This window comes from Actinoplanes subtropicus (assembly GCF_000721705.1).
GTDB lineage: Bacteria > Actinomycetota > Actinomycetes > Mycobacteriales > Micromonosporaceae > Actinoplanes > Actinoplanes subtropicus.
Window position 1 is genome coordinate 157,101 of the sequence record NZ_JOJL01000031.1, and the last position, 16,008, is coordinate 173,108.

The 16,008-nt window shown below is 70.3% G+C and carries 14 protein-coding genes; 9 read left to right on the plus strand and 5 right to left on the minus strand.

The window, feature by feature from the left end; genetic code table 11:
• Positions 1-40: 40 nt before the first annotated feature.
• Complete coding sequence (locus tag IH26_RS0138275; RefSeq protein WP_030441180.1) at positions 41-1,342, plus strand: PQQ-binding-like beta-propeller repeat protein; 1,302 nt, start codon at positions 41-43, stop codon at positions 1,340-1,342.
• 71 nt (positions 1,343-1,413) lie between these two features.
• Positions 1,414-3,081 (plus strand): fumarate hydratase, encoded by a 1,668-nt coding sequence (locus IH26_RS0138280; protein ID WP_030441181.1) that lies wholly within the window; start codon positions 1,414-1,416, stop codon positions 3,079-3,081.
• A gap of 137 nt (positions 3,082-3,218) precedes the next feature.
• Here the strand turns inward: IH26_RS0138280 and IH26_RS0138285 are convergent, their stop codons facing one another.
• The 5 genes from IH26_RS0138285 to IH26_RS0138305 all read right to left on the minus strand — a co-directional run bounded on the left by IH26_RS0138285 (position 3,219) and on the right by IH26_RS0138305 (position 7,808).
• On the minus strand, positions 3,219-4,028 hold the full coding sequence (locus tag IH26_RS0138285) for an SMP-30/gluconolactonase/LRE family protein (RefSeq protein ID WP_030441182.1): 810 nt from the start codon (positions 4,026-4,028) through the stop codon (positions 3,219-3,221).
• Between the two features lie 13 nt (positions 4,029-4,041).
• The gene (locus IH26_RS0138290) at positions 4,042-5,187 is read right to left on the minus strand and encodes an outer membrane protein assembly factor BamB family protein (RefSeq protein WP_030441183.1); all 1,146 of its coding nucleotides are present in this window, start codon (positions 5,185-5,187) and stop codon (positions 4,042-4,044) included.
• Between the two features lie 177 nt (positions 5,188-5,364).
• Positions 5,365-5,823, minus strand: coding sequence for an SRPBCC family protein (locus IH26_RS0138295; protein ID WP_030441184.1), 459 nt, complete (start codon positions 5,821-5,823; stop codon positions 5,365-5,367).
• 45 nt (positions 5,824-5,868) lie between these two features.
• The gene (locus tag IH26_RS0138300) at positions 5,869-6,966 is read right to left on the minus strand and encodes a fumarylacetoacetate hydrolase family protein (RefSeq protein ID WP_030441185.1); all 1,098 of its coding nucleotides are present in this window, start codon (positions 6,964-6,966) and stop codon (positions 5,869-5,871) included.
• Complete coding sequence (locus IH26_RS0138305) at positions 6,963-7,808, minus strand: hypothetical protein (protein WP_030441186.1); 846 nt, start codon at positions 7,806-7,808, stop codon at positions 6,963-6,965. The genes IH26_RS0138300 and IH26_RS0138305 overlap by 4 nt, the downstream gene beginning before the upstream one ends.
• A gap of 79 nt (positions 7,809-7,887) precedes the next feature.
• On the opposite strand from IH26_RS0138305, the gene IH26_RS0138310 reads away from it, so the two are divergent.
• The 7 genes from IH26_RS0138310 (at position 7,888) to IH26_RS0138340 (ending at position 15,835) form a co-directional block, all read left to right on the plus strand.
• The gene (locus tag IH26_RS0138310) at positions 7,888-9,054 is read left to right on the plus strand and encodes a homogentisate 1,2-dioxygenase (RefSeq protein ID WP_030441187.1); all 1,167 of its coding nucleotides are present in this window, start codon (positions 7,888-7,890) and stop codon (positions 9,052-9,054) included.
• 128 nt (positions 9,055-9,182) lie between these two features.
• Positions 9,183-10,355, plus strand: coding sequence for an ROK family transcriptional regulator (locus IH26_RS0138315; protein WP_030441188.1), 1,173 nt, complete (start codon positions 9,183-9,185; stop codon positions 10,353-10,355).
• Between the two features lie 34 nt (positions 10,356-10,389).
• Entirely contained in the window at positions 10,390-11,706 is a 1,317-nt protein-coding gene (locus IH26_RS0138320) for an ABC transporter substrate-binding protein (RefSeq protein ID WP_030441189.1), read from the plus strand.
• Position 11,707: 1 nt separating this feature from the next.
• Positions 11,708-12,667: a carbohydrate ABC transporter permease gene (locus IH26_RS0138325; protein ID WP_030441190.1), complete on the plus strand. Its 960-nt coding sequence runs from the start codon at positions 11,708-11,710 to the stop codon at positions 12,665-12,667.
• Entirely contained in the window at positions 12,664-13,554 is an 891-nt protein-coding gene (locus IH26_RS0138330; RefSeq protein WP_030441191.1) for a carbohydrate ABC transporter permease, read from the plus strand. The genes IH26_RS0138325 and IH26_RS0138330 overlap by 4 nt, the downstream gene beginning before the upstream one ends.
• An 11-nt stretch (positions 13,555-13,565) precedes the next feature.
• The gene (locus tag IH26_RS0138335; protein ID WP_030441192.1) at positions 13,566-14,822 is read left to right on the plus strand and encodes a family 4 glycosyl hydrolase; all 1,257 of its coding nucleotides are present in this window, start codon (positions 13,566-13,568) and stop codon (positions 14,820-14,822) included.
• The gene (locus IH26_RS0138340) at positions 14,819-15,835 is read left to right on the plus strand and encodes an N-acetylglucosamine kinase (RefSeq protein ID WP_034216817.1); all 1,017 of its coding nucleotides are present in this window, start codon (positions 14,819-14,821) and stop codon (positions 15,833-15,835) included. Before IH26_RS0138335 ends, IH26_RS0138340 begins: the two co-directional genes overlap by 4 nt.
• The last annotated feature ends 173 nt before the right edge of the window (positions 15,836-16,008 follow it).

Sequence of the window (16,008 nt, forward strand, 5' to 3'; positions counted from 1 at the left end):
ATCCTTCGCGCGGGTGATCGACGTCGTTAGGTTGTCGACCATGGCGTCGGGTGGCAGTCCGTGGCGCGGCTATGCGCTGGCCGCCATCGTGCTGATCGTCGTGCTCGCCACCACGAACGTCTGGAATCCGTGGCCCAAGGTGTGGGACTGGATCAACACGAGCGAGCCGATCGCCGCCGGCGCGTCCCAGTGGCAGACCCGGATCGGCGGCAGCCCGCAGAACGTCACCATCGCCGGCACCGCGGTGATCGTCGAGTACCGCACCTCGGTCGAGGCGTACGGGCTCGGCGCCGGCGTCAAGCTGTGGGACAACAGCGCCGACTGGGCGGCCGTGGCCGGCGAGGGCGCCGACGCCGTGGTGGTCACCGGCAAGCTGCTCACCAAGGGCTACCAGGTGCTCGACCCGCGCACCGGGGTCGCCAAGCGCACCGACAACCAGGCCACCGCGGTCTGGACGTACCGCACCGGCATCCTCGACCTGCACTGCGCCAAGGGCGGCGACTGCGAGCTCACCGCCTGGGACACCAAGGGCAACGCCCGCTGGCGGGTCGGCACCGGCGGGATCGGCTTCGTGCTCGACGCCGCCAACCCGGACCTGCCGGACACCAACCCGATCGGCGCCGACGGCATCGACGACAACGTGGCCGGGCCGCGCGACATGCCGGACCTGATCGGGCTGCCGGACGGCCACAGCGTACGGGTGATCGACACGGCCAGCGGCAAGCTCGTGCAGACCGCGCAGACCGCCGACGACCAGCGGATCGCGGTGGCCGGCGGCCGGGTGCTCACGGTGACCGGCACGTCCGCCGACGGCACCTGCTACTACGGCGTGGTGGCCACCGACCCGCCGGGCAACGGCGTGGTCTGGAAGCGGGACGGGCTCAACCTGCGGACCGCCGCCAACGGCTCCAGCTGCAAGCAGGACCGGGACCCGGCCGGCGGCGAGGACGTGGTGCTCGGCGTCGACCCGGTCGGCAAGCAGGAGCTGATCGACGCGCATGACGGGCGGGTGCTCTGGCACGGCGCGAAGGGCGAGCAGGTGCTGGCGGTCGACGACGGGTCCGCGGTGATCCGCAGCGCGGACCAGGCCACGCTGCGGGGCTTCTCGATGGCCACCGGCCGGATCGGCTGGAGCCGGCCGGCCGCCTCGGGGACGTCGGCCGCGCTCACCCCGTACGCCGTGATCATCGTCACGCCGAAGCCCGCCCGCGTCACCGCGATCTCCCCCACGGACGGCCGCGTGCTGGCCGAGGTACGGACAAGTGCCAAGATTTTCGCCGCCGGACCGCACGGAATGATCGCCGTCGACGGGCGTGACATGGCGTACCTGCCGTTTGCTTGACCGAACTGGTATGCGGCGTGCGGCCGGATCGGTTCGCATCACCAGGCGCCGCTGTCCTAGGCTTGCCCGTCATGAGCAGAGGCGCCGCATTCTCGTACTCGCCGCTGTTGCCGATCGGCGACGACCTGACCGAGTACCGACTGGTCACGGACGAGGGCGTGGACGTGGTGCACGGGCCTGGCGGCCGCCGGTTCCTCACCGTCGACCCGGCGGTGATCACCCAGCTCACCGCCGAGGCGATGCACGACATCGCCCACTTCCTGCGCCCGGCGCACCTGTCCCAGCTGCGCTCGATCATCGACGATCCGAAGGCGTCGCCCAACGACCGCTTCGTGGCGCTCGACCTGCTGCGCAACGCGAATATCGCGGCCGGCGGCGTGCTCCCGATGTGCCAGGACACCGGCACCGCGATCGTGATGGGCAAGCGCGGCCGGCACGTGCTGACCGACGGCACCGACGAGGAGGCCATCGCGCAGGGCGTGTACCAGGCGTACACCCGGCTCAACCTGCGCTACTCCCAGCTCGCGCCGCTCACCATGTGGGACGAGCGGAACACCGGCTCCAACCTGCCGGCCCAGATCGAGTTGTACGCCGAGGACCCGGGCGGCCAGCCGGACGCGTACAAATTCCTGTTCATGGCCAAGGGCGGCGGCTCCGCCAACAAGTCGTACCTGTACCAGGAGACGAAGGCGCTGCTGAACCCGGCGCGGATGATGGAGTTCCTGGACGAGAAGCTGCGCCTGATCGGCACCTCGGCCTGCCCGCCGTACCACCTGGCCGTGGTCATCGGCGGCACCAGCGGCGAGTACGCGCTGAAGACCGCGAAGCTCGCGAGCGCCAAATATCTGGACAACCTGCCCCGGCACGGCACGATGTCCGCGCACGGCTTCCGCGACGTGGAGCTGGAGGCCGCGGTCCTGGAACTGACCCGCGGCTTCGGCATCGGCGCCCAGTTCGGCGGCCGTTACTTCTGCCATGACGTACGCGTGATCCGCCTCCCCCGGCACGGCGCCTCCTGCCCGGTCGCCATCGCGGTCTCCTGCTCGGCCGACCGCCAGGCCCTGGCGAAGATCACCCCGTCCGGCGTCTGGCTGGAGCGCCTCGAGCCCGACCCGGCCCGCTTCCTCCCGGATGTCGAGCTGGACGAGGGCCCGGTCGTCCGGGTCGACCTGAACCGCCCGATGGCCGAGATCCGAGCCGGGCTGGCCCAATACCCGGTAAAGACCCGCCTGTCGCTGACCGGCCCGCTGGTGGTGGCCCGCGACATCGCGCACGCGAAGATCTCCGAGCGCCTGGCCGCCGGCGAGCCGATGCCGCAGTACCTGCGCGACCACGCGGTCTACTACGCCGGCCCGGCCAAGACCCCCGAGGGGTACGCGTCCGGCTCGTTCGGCCCGACCACGGCGGGCCGGATGGACGCCTACGTCGAGCAGTTCCAGGCCGCCGGCGGCTCCCTGGTGATGCTGGCCAAGGGCAACCGCTCCAACCAGGTCACCAAGGCCTGCCAAACCCACGGCGGTTTCTACCTCGGCTCGATCGGCGGCCCGGCCGCCCGCCTGGCCCAGGACTGCATCCGGCACGTCGAGGTGCTGGAATACCCCGAGCTGGGCATGGAAGCGGTCTGGAAGATCGAGGTGGAAGACTTCCCCGCCTTCATCGTCGTCGACGACAAGGGCAACGACTTCTTCGCCGAGGTGACGAAGCCGGCGCTCACCCTGCAGATCGGCGCCCGCCCCTGACGTTTGCCTCTTCTCGCCGAAAGCAGCACTTCAACCGCCTTTACCGTACGAGCGACAGCCGAGTCCCCGGCGTGCCAGGGGCCGCCGACTGCATCAACATCCCCGACCCCGGCCGCCGGGCGGGCCCGGCCCAAGACCTACCGGCAGTTGCGGGGGATTTCGAAGAGCCGGCCGGTCTGGCCGGTGAACATGGCCTGGGGGTCAGTGAAGTCGGCAGTTACCGCGTACAGGGTCTGCTGGTCGTCGGTGATGGCGCAGTCGAAGGCGCCGTCCGGGAGAGCGACCGTATCCAGCACCTCGCCGCCCTCGCGGATGCGGCGGCAATGGCGCCCCGGGACGCTGGCGTACCAGACCGCGCCGGTGGCGTCGATGGCGATGCCGTCGGGGGCGTCGCCGGGCAGGTCGGCCCAGACGCGGCGGTTCGACAGGGTGCCGTCGGGGGCGAGGTCGTAGGCGGTCAGGCGGGCGCCGTGCGACTCGGCGACGATCAGCGTGCGGTCGTCGGCGGTGATCGCCATGCCGTTGGGGAACAGCAGGTCGTCGGCCACCTGGCGGGCCTTGCCGTCGGGCGTCACGACGGCGATCAGGCCGGGGGCCGGCGCGCCGGCCGGGAAGTCGTAGCCGATGTTGTTGACGAAGGCGTTGCCGCGCGAGTCGGTGGCGATGTCGTTCCATGGGTGCGCGCCGTCTATATCCGACAAATCAGCGTAAAACGCTCCATCGCGCAGCAGGCGAGCGGCAGGGCCGTCCAGGGTCAGCAGGGAGCCGTCGGGAAGCCAGTCGATGCAGCAGGGCAGGCCCCGGAACTGAGCGACCACCGTGGGCGAGCCGCCGTCGACCCGGATCACCGAGCCGGCGCCCCAGTCGCAGAACCACAGGCGCCCCTCGTGCCAGCGCACCGACTCGCCCATCGTCAGGCCGGTGAGCACCACCCGCGGGTCCGCCATGCGACCACAGTAGTCACAGCTCGGCCAGCACCACCGTGTCGACCGAGAAGTAGTAGCTGGAGACGTCCGGGTCGGGCGGGCGGTCCCTGGCCAGCCGCTCGACGGCCACGAACCGGTCGGTGACCTGCCAGCGGCCGGGATCCCAGGTCAACTTCTCCGTCTCGTACGTCAGGGGATAGCTCACCACGGTCTGCCCCGTCCGCGGGTCGATCGCGAGCAGCGTCCGGCCCCCGGTCAGCAGCACGACCCGCCCCGCCGAGACGCCCAGCACCTGCCCGGCCGGGTAGTCGTGCCGCACCGCCCCGGTCAGCGGGTCGACCGAGCGCAACGTCTCCCCTACCGGGTAGAAGACCAGGCCGGCCGCGACCGTGGCGTCCGGCCGGTCGAGGGCGGCGGCCCGCACCGGCGTGGCCCCGCCGGTGAGCCACCCGTGCCCGGCGGCGTCGCGCATGCCGGCGCACGCCGACGAGGCCAGGCCGCAGCCGACCGGCGTGTACGGGCCGGCCGGGAACGAGGCGACCGCCGAGCCGGTGGCCACGTCCAGCGCGCCGGACGGGCAGACCACCTGGCCGCCGGCCGTGGTGAAGCCGTTGCCGCACGCGATCGGGGCCGTCCACCGGCGGGTTCCGGTGCTCACGTCGTACGCAAGGATCTGGCCACCGGCCGTCACCAGCACGCTCGGCCCGGCCACCCGCAGGTTTTCCGGCTCCCAGACGGTCTCGGCGCCGGTGCGATGGCCGGCGTAGCCGGACGTCGACGGGCCCGGGGCACGCCAGATGATCTTGCCGGTTTCGCCGTCGATGGCCACCAGCTCGCCGTCCGACCAGCGGCTGATCACCGTACGGCCGGCCGCCACCACCGCGTTGAGCTGCTCGGGCCAGCGGCGGAAGGACCAGATCGCGGTACGGACCGTGTCGGCGTTGACCGGCGCGTCCGCCCGGACCTGCCGCTTCGACGCGTAGACGCGCACACGGTCGTCGACGAACAGCGGGGCCACCGGCGTACGCCCGTAGGCATGCGGCCAGACCGCCGGCGGCCGAGGGTAGGGCGGCTTGACGGTGGCCAGCACCTCGGCCGGGCGCAGCACGCGCCAGCCGATCAGGACCGCCGCGGCGGCCACGACCAGCGCGAACAGCGACCGCAGAAGTACCCGGAACACGCCGAAAGCCTAGCGCCTGTGTCGAAGGGGGGCCGGAGCGAGGCGAGGTCCAGGCGTCGTCTGGGTGCGCGCCGCAGGCGCCCGAATACCGGGGTTGTATTCGGGTGTTCGCGGCGTGCGGCCAGGCGGGGGCTGGGCCACGCCGCAGCCCGTCTCCCACTTCGACACAGGCGCTGTTCAGGCTGCGGCGGCCAGATCGTCCAGGTCGCGACGTAGGGCACCCTCGGCGGTGCCGGCCGCGAGCCCGCCGAAGATCAGAGCCAGGAACCGGCCGGCCGGCGCGGTGGCCATGCCGTCCTGGACCACGGTGACCATCGTGCCGCCGCGATGCCGGCCGGCGACGATCGGGACGAACGAATACGTCATCCGGTAGTCGGCGCCGATGCCGGGCGAGGTGACCACGAACAGCTCGGGAATCACGCACTCGTGGACCCGGAACTCCTCGGTGATCTCGCCGCCGTCGGCCATCCGGCGAGTTTCCCGCCAGGTGGTGCCGGCCCCGAACGGCCCCTCGGTGAGCACCTCGACGGCGGTGACGGCGGACAGCCACTGCCGCCGCCGGCCGAGGTCGGTGAACACCTGCCAGACCGCGGCGACCGGCGCCTCGATCAAGCGTGTCACCGCGACCGTCGACATAGAGTGACCTCCCGCGTACACGCTACGAGGGTACGGCCCGAAACACTAGGCGAGGATGGTTCCGGTCACTTCGCCCAAACCGATCTCCACGCCGGCCGCGCCGATGGTCGTGCCGCTGATGGTGACCTTGTCGCCGTCCTCGAGGAAGCCGCGCGTGCTGCCATCCGACAGTTTCACCGGCTCCTTGCCGCTCAGCGTCAGTTCCAGGAACGAGCCGACCTCGTCCCGCGAGTTGCCGGAGACCGTGCCGGAGGCGTAGAGGTCGCCGGTCCGCACCGAGGCGCCGTTGCTGGTCAAGTGCGCGAGTTGCTGGGCGGCCGTCCAGTACATCGCGGCGAAGGGCGGGGCGCTGACCCGGGTGTCGTTCCACTCGACCGACAGCCGCAGGTCGAAGCCGGGGCCCGCGGGCAGCAGATAGTCGAGGGGCTGCGGATCCTGGGGATTCGCGGGGACCGGGGCGAGCGCGTCCAGCGGGACGATCCACGGCGAAACGGACGTGGCAAAGGATTTCGCGAGGAAGGGCCCCAGGGGCCGATATTCCCAGGCCTGGATGTCGCGGGCCGACCAGTCGTTGACCAGCGTGATGCCGAAGACGTGCTCGGCGAAGTCGTCGGTGTGGATCCGCCGCCCGCCGACGCCGACCACGAACCCGACCTCGGCCTCGATGTCGAGCCGCCGGCTGGGCCCGAAGACGCCCGCGCCGAGCTGCCCGGACGGCCGGCGGATCGGCGTGCCGGAGACGACGACCGTGCTCGACCGCCCGTGATAGCCGATCGGCAGGTGCCGCCAGTGCTCGGGCAGCCCCGGCGAATCGGGCCGCAGGATCGCCGACACGTTCAGCGCGTGCTGCTCGGACGAGTAGAAATCCGTGTAGTCGGCCACCTCGAACGGCAGGTCCAGCGTGACGTCGCTCAGCGGGATGCGCGCCGGCCCGGCCGACACGTACTCGACGATCGCCGCGCGCGCCGCCGTCCACTGTGCTCGACCGGCCGCCATCAGCGGGTTCAGCGTCGACTGATGCAACAGGCCACCCAACGGCGAAAGATCAACAACAGTTGATCCCAGCCGTACGCCGAGACGCGGCGCCTCGCCGGGTCGCCGGAACACGCCGTAGGGCAGGTTTTCGATGCCGTAGCGGCTCATTCGTGACCCCCGTTGATCAGGCCGAGGCGGACCAGTTCGGTGAGCGGCTCGACCACGCTGGCCGCGCCGAACCCGACGAACAGCGGCCGCGGGTCGTCGCGCCGCACCCGGGCCGGCTCGACCAGCGGCACCGGGTGGGTGGCCGCCAGCACCTCGGCGACCTCGGCCACCTCGGCGCCCTCGGTCGCCAGGATCGCGGCGGAGAGGACATTCAGGAAGCCGTGATGGGTGAAGCCGGTCTCCGGGTCGGTGTGCCGGATCGCGTGCCGCAGCCCGGCGGCCAGGCGGAACGGCAGCTCCCGGTCGCGGCACGCGCAGACCACCGCGGCCAGCTCGACCGGCGTCGGGAACAGTTCGGCCGCCAGGCCGCCGACCCGGAACTTGGGGGCGATCCGGAGACCCTCGGCGCGGCACTCGGCGACCGTGTCCAACGCGCCCAGCAGGCCCCAGCTGAGCGGGATCTCGGCGTACACCTCGAGGTCCTGGTCGTTGCCGGACAGCGCGCGCAACCCGGCGAGACCGGGTTGCGGGTCCTCGCCGCGGCGGGCGACCGGCGCCTCCAGATGGAAGACCATCGCACCGGACGCGCGCAGCTTCTCCACCGCGGCCGGGACGGCGCTCATCGGGACGTCGCCGACCAGCGCGACCGGCAGCTTCCGGGCCGGCAGCTCGGCGCCGATCACCGACGCCGGCACCAGCAGCGGCCCGAGAAGCCGGGCGAACCAGGACTCTCGATGCTCGGCGTGCTTGGCCACCGCGTCGGGCAGGCTGATGAAGCTGGGCGGGAGCAGGGACGCGTCATCGACCAGCCCGGCGAACAGCGGAGGCACCAGCGTTGACACGAAACTGAACCTAATAGACGCTTCGAGAAGCGGACAACCACGTCCGCTATGTCGTTTTTGAACCAGGTGGGAGGCAACGATGCCGTACTACCGCAGCGTCGGCGAGGTGCCGAACAAAAGGCACACTCAGTTCCGGCGCCCCGACGGCGGCCTGTACGCCGAGGAGCTGATGGGCCAGGAGGGTTTCTCCTCCGATTCGTCCCTGCTCTATCACCGGCACGCACCGACCGCGATCGTCTCGGCCTCGCTCTACGAGCCGTCGCCGGACAACCAGATTCCGAACCTCCCGCTCATGCCGCGGCACCTGCGCACGCACAAGGTCGACGCGGGCCCCGCCGACGCAGTGCTCGGCCGGCGGCCGCTGCTGGTCAACAACGACGTCCGGATCGGGTACGTGATCGCCGACCGGCCCTCCCCGCTGTACCGCGACGCGGTCGGCGACGAGTGCCTGTACGTCGAGGAGGGCGCCGCGATGCTCGAGTCGGCCTTCGGGCGGCTCGAGATCGGCACCGGCGACTACGTGATCATTCCGACCTCGGTGATCCACCGGATCGTGCCGCGCGGCGGACCGGTGCGGATGCTCACCATCGAGGCGACCGGGCACATCGGCCCGCCGAAGCGCTACCTCTCGGTGCGCGGCCAGTTCCTCGAGCACTCGCCGTATTGCGAGCGCGACCAGCGCGCGCCCGACTCACCTTTCACCGTCGACGAGACCGACGTCGAGGTGTACGTGAAGCACCGGGCCGGCTGGACCAAGCACGTGTACGCCCATCACCCGTTCGACGTGGTCGGCTGGGACGGCTGCCTGTACCCGTGGGCGTTCTCGATCCACGACTTCGAGCCGATCACCGGCCGGGTGCACCAGCCGCCGCCGGTCCACCAGACGTTCGAGGGGCCGAACTTCGTGGTCTGCTCGTTCGTGCCGCGCAAGGTCGACTACCACCCGCTGGCGATCCCGGTGCCGTACAACCACCACAACGTCGACTCGGACGAGGTGCTGTTCTACACCGGTGGCAACTACGAGGCGCGGCGCGGCTCCGGCATCGAGCAGGGGTCGATCTCGCTGCACCCGTCCGGGTTCACGCACGGGCCGCAGCCGGGCGCGGTCGAGCGGGCGCTGGGCGTCGAGGCGTTCGACGAGCTCGCCGTCATGGTCGACACCTTCCGGCCGCTGGACCTGTGCGAGGCGGCGCTGGCCGTGGAGGACACCGGTTACGCCTGGACGTGGAACCGCAACAATCGTTAATGCTCTTTATCAATCTTGGTCGATGGTGAGGTCTAGGCTGCCGGGAGTGGGCCTTGACACAGGTCGGGCCCGTGCCTACCGTCCGAGGCAACTGTTAGTCAGTTTGCCAATCACCATCGGGAGCTCCGTTGTCGCGTCTGGCCGGCTCGTCCAAGCTGCTCCGCGCCATGAACGAGAGCGCGGCGCTCGCGCACCTGCTTGACCCGGGCATGCTGACCCGGTCCGACCTGCGCAAACTCACGGCGCTCTCGACCCCGACGATCTCCGAGGTGCTGCGCCGGCTGACCGACGCGGGCCTGGTCAACGTCGTCGGCCACAACAGCGGGCGGCCGGGCCCGAACGCGGAGATCTACGCCGCCAACCCCGACGCGGCGTACGCGGCCGCCGTCTCGGTGCGCGACATCGGCACCAGCGGCACCCCGTCGGTGGCCGCCGCGCTCTGCGACCTGACCGGTGCGGTCCGGGCCCGCTTCGAGTCCCGGGTCGACTTCCTCGCGTGCCAGCCGGCCGCGGCGCTGGTCGACGTGGTGGCCCGGCTGGGCGACGAGGCCGGCGTCCCGGCCGACCGGATCCGGCACGTGCAGCTGGGCGTGCCCGGTTCGTACGACGTGCGCACCGGGACCATCCGGCACGTGGACGTCCCCGGCTTCGCCCGCGCCGGGCTGGTGCCGGAGATCGCCGCCGCGCTCGGCACGCACATCGGCGTCGACAACGACGTGAACCTGGCCGCAGTGGCCGAGCGCGAGCGCGGCACCGGCCGGGACGCGGACGGCTTCGCCCTGCTCTGGATCGGCCAGGACGGTCTGGGTCTGGCGATCGACATCGCCGGCACGCTGATCCGGGGCGCCCGCGGCGGCGCCGGCGAGATCGGCTACATGCCGCTGTACTCGCCGGACTCCACCGGCCGCAAGCTCGACCTGCAGGACCTGTTCGGCGGCGCGGCCATCCTCGAACTGGCCCGGGACAACGGGATCACCGGGGAGACGCCCGCCGATGTGGTACGCGCCGCTACCACCAAGACGGGCGAATTCATCCCCGCGTTGGCCGACCGGATCGCGATCGGCCTGGCCGCGGTGACCGCCGTGCTCGACCCGTACCTGGTGGTGCTGGCCGGCCCGATCGCCCAGGCCGGCGGCGAGACGCTGCTGGCCGCGGTGACCGCCGCCGCCCGCCGGACGGCGCCGCTGGAGAGCACGATCGCGGTCACCACCCTCGATGACGACGCGGTGCTGCTCGGCGCGCTCGACGCCGGGCTCACCGCGGTCCGGGAAGCCTTGATCACCGCAATTCGCGACAGCTGATTCCCCTTACGCCCAGTCAGTTGAGAGGCCGAAAGTGAACAAACGGATACCTCATGCCCTTTTTGCCCTTGGTACCGCCGTCCTGCTGACCACCGCCTGCACGCCCGCCCCCAAGGAGACCAAGATCGCCGACCCCGGCGCGAGTGTCTCCGGCACGGTCGAGCTGTGGCACTTCTTCACCGAACGTGAGGCCAACGCCATCGACCAGGTGGTGAAGGACTTCGAGGCGTCGCACCCCAACATCAAGGTGACCGTGAAGTCCGGCCAGGACGATTCCAAGGTCACCCAGGCGATCGGCGCCGGCAACGGGCCGGACATCGGGCTCTCCTACTCCACCGACATCGTGGGCAAGTTCTGCTCGTCGGGGGCGTGGGTGGACCTGACGCCGTACATCACCCGGGACAAAGTGGACCTGAACCAGCTCAACGCGACCACCCGGTCGTACACCGAGTACGGCGGCAAGCGCTGCGCGATGCCGTTCCTCGCCGACGCGTACGGCATGTATTACAACAAGGACATGTTCGCGAAGGCGGGCATCGCCGGTCCGCCGAAGACGCTGGACGAGCTCACCGAGGACGCCAAGAAACTGACCGTCAAGAACCCGGACGGCTCGCTCAAGACGGTCGGTTTCCTGCCGCTGTACGACTTCTACGAGAACGCGGCCGCGCACCTGGCCCCCGCCACCGGTGCGAAGTGGCTGACCGATGACGGCAAGTCGGCGGTGGGCACCGACCCGAACTGGAAGACGCTGCTGACCTGGCAGAAGAACCTCGTCGACTGGTACGGCTACGACAACCTGAACAAGTTCCGGTCCAGCCTCGGCGACGAGTTCAGCGCGGACAACGCGTTCCAGAAGGGCCAGGTCGCGATCAACATCGACGCCGAGTACCGCCTGGCGTTCCTCAAGGACCAATCCCCCAACCTCAAGTACGGGGTGGCGCCCATCCCGACGGTCGACCCGGCCCGCTACGGCGGCGGCTACGTCACCGGCAACATCATGGGCATCTCCAAGAACGCCAAGAACCCCGAGGCGGCCTGGGAGCTGATCAAGTACCTGACCACGAACGACGCGGCCGTCACGAAGCTCGCCGGCCTGATCAAGAACGTGCCGACCACGCAGAAGTCGATCGCCGACCCGACGCTGAACGCGGACGCCGACTTCAAGACGTTCATCGACATCTTCAACAACCCGAACTCGATGACCACGCCGCCGTCCGCCTCGGGCCCCGCGTACCAGGAGACGTTCGGCAAGTTCCTCACCGACTACCAGGCCGGCAAGGTGAAGGACCTGAACTCCGGGCTCGCCGATGCGGACAAGCAGATCAACAGCGTCATGACCCTCGGCGGCTGACATGACCGCCATCCGCGCAGCCCATGCCGCCCCTCCTATTAGGACCAAAGTCAGAAGGAATCTGACGACCCTGTCGTTCCTGGCGCCCGCGCTCATCGGGATCGTGGTGTTCTTCGTCTACCCGCTCATCTCGGCGGTGTACTTCTCGCTCACCAAATTCGACCTGCTGTCCGTGCCGCAGTGGGTGGGGCTGGACAACTACAAGCGGATGGCGGACGACCCGTTCCTGCTCCAGTCGGTACGCAACACCCTGTGGATGGTGGTGGTCTTCGTCCCGGTCCGGATCGTCGGGGCGATCGGCCTGTCGATGCTGCTGACCAAGCTGCGGCGCGGCGTGGGCTTCTTCCGGACGATCTTCTACCTGCCCGCGCTCGTGCCGCCGGTGGCCGCCACCATCGCCTTCGTCTACCTGCTCAAGCCGGGCACCGGCCCGGTGAACACCTTCCTCGAGAAGATCGGCATCGACGGCCCGCTCTGGTTCAACTCTCCCGCCTGGGCGAAGCCGTCACTGGTCCTGCTGGGCCTGTGGGCCATCGGGGACCTGATGGTGATCTTCCTGGCGGCGGTGCTGGGCGTTCCGGAGAGCCTCTACGAGGCCGCGTCGCTGGACGGCGCGAACGCCTGGCACCAGTTCCGGTCGATCACGCTGCCGTCGATCCGACCGGTGATCCTCTTCGCGGCGGTCACCGGCGTGATCTATACGTTGCAGTACTTCGACCAGGCGGCGGTGGCCGGCTCGATCGCCAGCGGGCAGGCCACCACCGGCGCCGGCATCTCCCAGTCCTTCGGCTATCCGGAGGGCTCGACCTTCACCTATCCGCTCTGGCTCTACACCGTCGGCTTCCGCTACAACGCGCTCGGCTACGCGAACGCGCTGGCGGTCGCCCTGTTCCTGGTCGCGTTCATCGTCACCCTGATCCTGCTGCGGCGGGCCAAGGCCTTCTCCGGGGAGGAATCATGACGGCCGCCCTGCTCGACGTACCGTCCGAGCGCATGGTTCGACCGGCGCCGGTCCGGCGCCGCCGGCGACAGCAGCGGCTGGCCTGGATCGCCCAGCACAGCATCGCGATCGTGCTGGCCATCATGTTCGTGACCCCGGTGGTCTACCTGGTGCTGCTCTCGCTGATGACCAGCAACCAGGCGCTGACCAGCAACTACTGGCCGACTACGTGGCATCCGGAGAACTACGTCAAGGTCTTCCAGGCCACGCCGCTGCCGCGGTATCTGCTCAACACGGTGCTCTACGCGGTCTCGGCCACGGTGCTGACGATCGCGTCGAGCGTGCCGGCCGCGTACGCCCTCGCGAAGTTGAAGTTTCGCGGCCGCAACGCGCTGTTCCTGACCATCATCTGCGTGATGATGCTGCCGCCGCAGGTGGTCACCGTGCCGCTTTACCTGATGTGGGCGCGTTACCACCTGACCGGCTCGCTCTGGCCGCTGATCATCCCGGCCCTGTTCGGCGACGCGTTCTGCATCTTCCTGCTGCGGCAGTTCCTGCTCACCATCCCCGGCGAATATCTGGACGCGGCCCGGGTGGACGGCTGCGGCGAGTGGCGGACGCTGCTGCGGGTGGTGCTGCCGATGGCCAAGCCCGGCATCGCGGCGGCCGGGCTGTTCCAGTTCTTCTTCTGCTGGAACGACTACTACGGGCCGCTGCTGTATACCAGCGAGAACGAGAAGGCGTGGACGCTGACGCTCGGCCTGGCGTCGTTCCGTACCGTTCACCATGTCGACTGGAATCTGGTCACGGCGGCAACGGTGCTGGCGATGGCCCCACTGATCATCATTTTCTTCTTCGCCCAGCGTGCTTTTGTGCAGGGCATCACACTGACCGGCTTCAAGGGTTAACGGAGTAAAGGGTGAAAATCGCAGTCATCGGCGGCGGGTCGACGTACACGCCGGAGCTCGTGGATGGCTTCGCGCGGCTCGGCTCGATGGTCGACGAACTGGTCCTGATCGACCCCGCCGCCGAGCGGCTGGAGATCGTCGGAGCGTTCTCGGCCCGGATCTTCAACCACCACGGCCACCCGGGCAAGGTCACCTGGACCACCGACCTCGACGCGGGCGTGACCGATGTGGACGCCGCGGTGATCCAGCTGCGGGTCGGCGGGCAGAACGCGCGGATCAGCGACGAGACGTTCCCGCTCGAGTGCGGCTGCGTCGGGCAGGAGACGACCGGTGCGGGCGGGCTCGGCAAGGCGCTGCGCACGGTGCCGGTGGTGCTCGACGTCGCCGACCGGATCCGTCGGCGGGCCAAGCCGGGCGCCTGGATCGTCGACTTCACCAACCCGGTCGGCATCGTCACCCGGGCGCTGCTCGACGCCGGGCACAAGGCGGTCGGCCTGTGCAACGTGGCGATCGGCTTCCAGCGCCGGTTCGCCTCCTACCTGGGCGTCGACCCGTCCTCCGTCGTACTCGATCATGTGGGGTTGAACCACCTGACGTGGGAGCGGGCCGCCTACGTGGACGGCGTTGATCGGCTCCCCTCGCTCCTTTCCGACCACTTATCCGAGATATCGGACATGGTGGACGTGCCGACGGAGATCGTCTCCATGCTCGGCAACGTCCCGTCCTACTACTTGTCGTACTTCTACAACCACGACAAGCACGTACGGGCGTCGATCGGCGCCCCGACGCGGGGCCAGCGCGTCGCCGAGATCGAGGCCACGCTGCTGGAGATGTACCGGGACGTGACGCTCACCGAGAAGCCGGCGCTGCTCGGCGAGCGCGGCGGCGCCTTCTACTCCGAGGCCGCCGTCGGCCTGCTCGCCTCGCTGTACGGCCACGACGACACGTCCGTCCACAGTGTCAACGTGCGGAACAACGGCCTGCTGCCATTCCTCCCGGCCGAGGCGGTGATCGAGGTCTCGGCCCGGGCGGGCCTCGAGGGCCCGGCGCCGTTGCCGGTCACCCCGGTCACGCCCGACCTGGCCGGGCTGATCACCCACGTCTGGGGGTACGAGGAGTACGCGCTGGACGCCGCCCTGCGGGGTGGCCGCGATCGCGTCTACCGGGCCCTGCTCGCGCATCCGCTGATCGGCCAGCACGAATACGCCGACGCCCTGGCCGACAAGCTCATCGCGGCCGGCCGGGACCACCTCGCGTGGGCCCGATGAGAGCGCTCTACCTGGCGATCGACGGCGGCAACTCGAAGACCGACGTGCTGCTCGGCGACGAGTCCGGGCAGATCCTCGGGTTCGTCCGCGGCGGCACGTCGTCGCCGCACAACGTCGGCCTGCCGGGCGCCGTCGCGGTGCTCGGCCAGCTGATCCGGGCCGTGCACGCGGACGCCGGCCTGCCGCTCGGCGCCCCGATCGAGGCGGTCGCCGCCTACCTCTCGGGCGCCGACCTGCCGATCGAGGTGGCCCGGCTGGAGCACGCGATCGCGGCGGAGAACTGGGCCCGCCGCACGATCGTCGACAACGACTGCTTCGCGATGCTGCGGGCCGGCACGGCGATGCCGGACGCGGTGACCGTGGTCTGCGGCGCCGGCACCAACTGCGTGGGCCGCGCCGCCGACGGGCGCACCGCCCGGTTCCTCGCGCTCGGCCCGATCACCGGCGACTGGGGCGGCGGGCACGACCTGGCCGACCACGCGCTACGCGAGGCGGCCCGCGGCGAGGACGGCCGGGGCCGGCCGACCGCGCTGTCCCGGGCGGTGGCCGACCACTTCGGACTGCCCACGGTCGAGGCGGTCAGCATCGCCCTGCACTTCGGCGACCTGCCGATGGAGCGGATCCACGAGCTGTCCCCGGTGCTGTTCGAGGTGGCCGCCACCGGCGACGAGGTGGCCTCGGCCCTGGTCGAGCGGCAGGCCGCCGAGATTCTGGCCCAGTACCGGGTGGCGGCCGGCCGGCTCGACCTGCTCGGCGGGCCGCACGCGCTGGTCCTGGGTGGCGGAGTGCTGCGGGCCCGGCACCCGCAACTCCACGACCAGGTGGTGGCTGGGGCGCTGGCGCTGTCGCCGCATGTGGAGGTCTCGGTTCTGGACGCGCCGCCGGTCGCGGGGGCGGCGCTGCTGGCCCTGGACGCCCTCGGCCTCAGCGCGGCGGCCGAGGCGGCCTTGCGGGCCGAGATCGCGGCGCGGCCGCCGGCGCTGGCGCGCTTGACCGAGCCGGTCCCCGACTGAGCGACGCCCCCTTTGCTCTGCGCACCCATATGCACGAAAAACGAACGTCCCCTCGATTTCAGTGCGTATAGATACGCAGAGCAAAGACATCCCATGTGCTTAGGTTGTCAAGCGGCGGCTTGGTTGGGGTGGTGTGACCAGGCGGTGGTCTCGTTGTAGGGGGTGCCGGTTTT

Bases quoted from the DNA above. Each gene is read 5' to 3' on its own strand.
- IH26_RS0138285 (WP_030441182.1), bottom strand. From the start codon at position 4,028: ATGGCGGACCCGCGGGTGGTGCTCACCGGCCTGACGATGGGCGAGTCG.
- IH26_RS0138340 (WP_034216817.1), top strand. From the start codon at position 14,819: ATGAGAGCGCTCTACCTGGCGATCGACGGCGGCAACTCGAAGACCGAC.
- IH26_RS0138300 (WP_030441185.1), bottom strand. From the start codon at position 6,966: ATGAGCCGCTACGGCATCGAAAACCTGCCCTACGGCGTGTTCCGGCGA.
- IH26_RS0138325 (WP_030441190.1), top strand. From the start codon at position 11,708: ATGACCGCCATCCGCGCAGCCCATGCCGCCCCTCCTATTAGGACCAAA.
- IH26_RS0138330 (WP_030441191.1), top strand. From the start codon at position 12,664: ATGACGGCCGCCCTGCTCGACGTACCGTCCGAGCGCATGGTTCGACCG.
- IH26_RS0138280 (WP_030441181.1), top strand. From the start codon at position 1,414: ATGAGCAGAGGCGCCGCATTCTCGTACTCGCCGCTGTTGCCGATCGGC.
- IH26_RS0138275 (WP_030441180.1), top strand. From the start codon at position 41: ATGGCGTCGGGTGGCAGTCCGTGGCGCGGCTATGCGCTGGCCGCCATC.
- IH26_RS0138310 (WP_030441187.1), top strand. From the start codon at position 7,888: ATGCCGTACTACCGCAGCGTCGGCGAGGTGCCGAACAAAAGGCACACT.
- IH26_RS0138295 (WP_030441184.1), bottom strand. From the start codon at position 5,823: ATGTCGACGGTCGCGGTGACACGCTTGATCGAGGCGCCGGTCGCCGCG.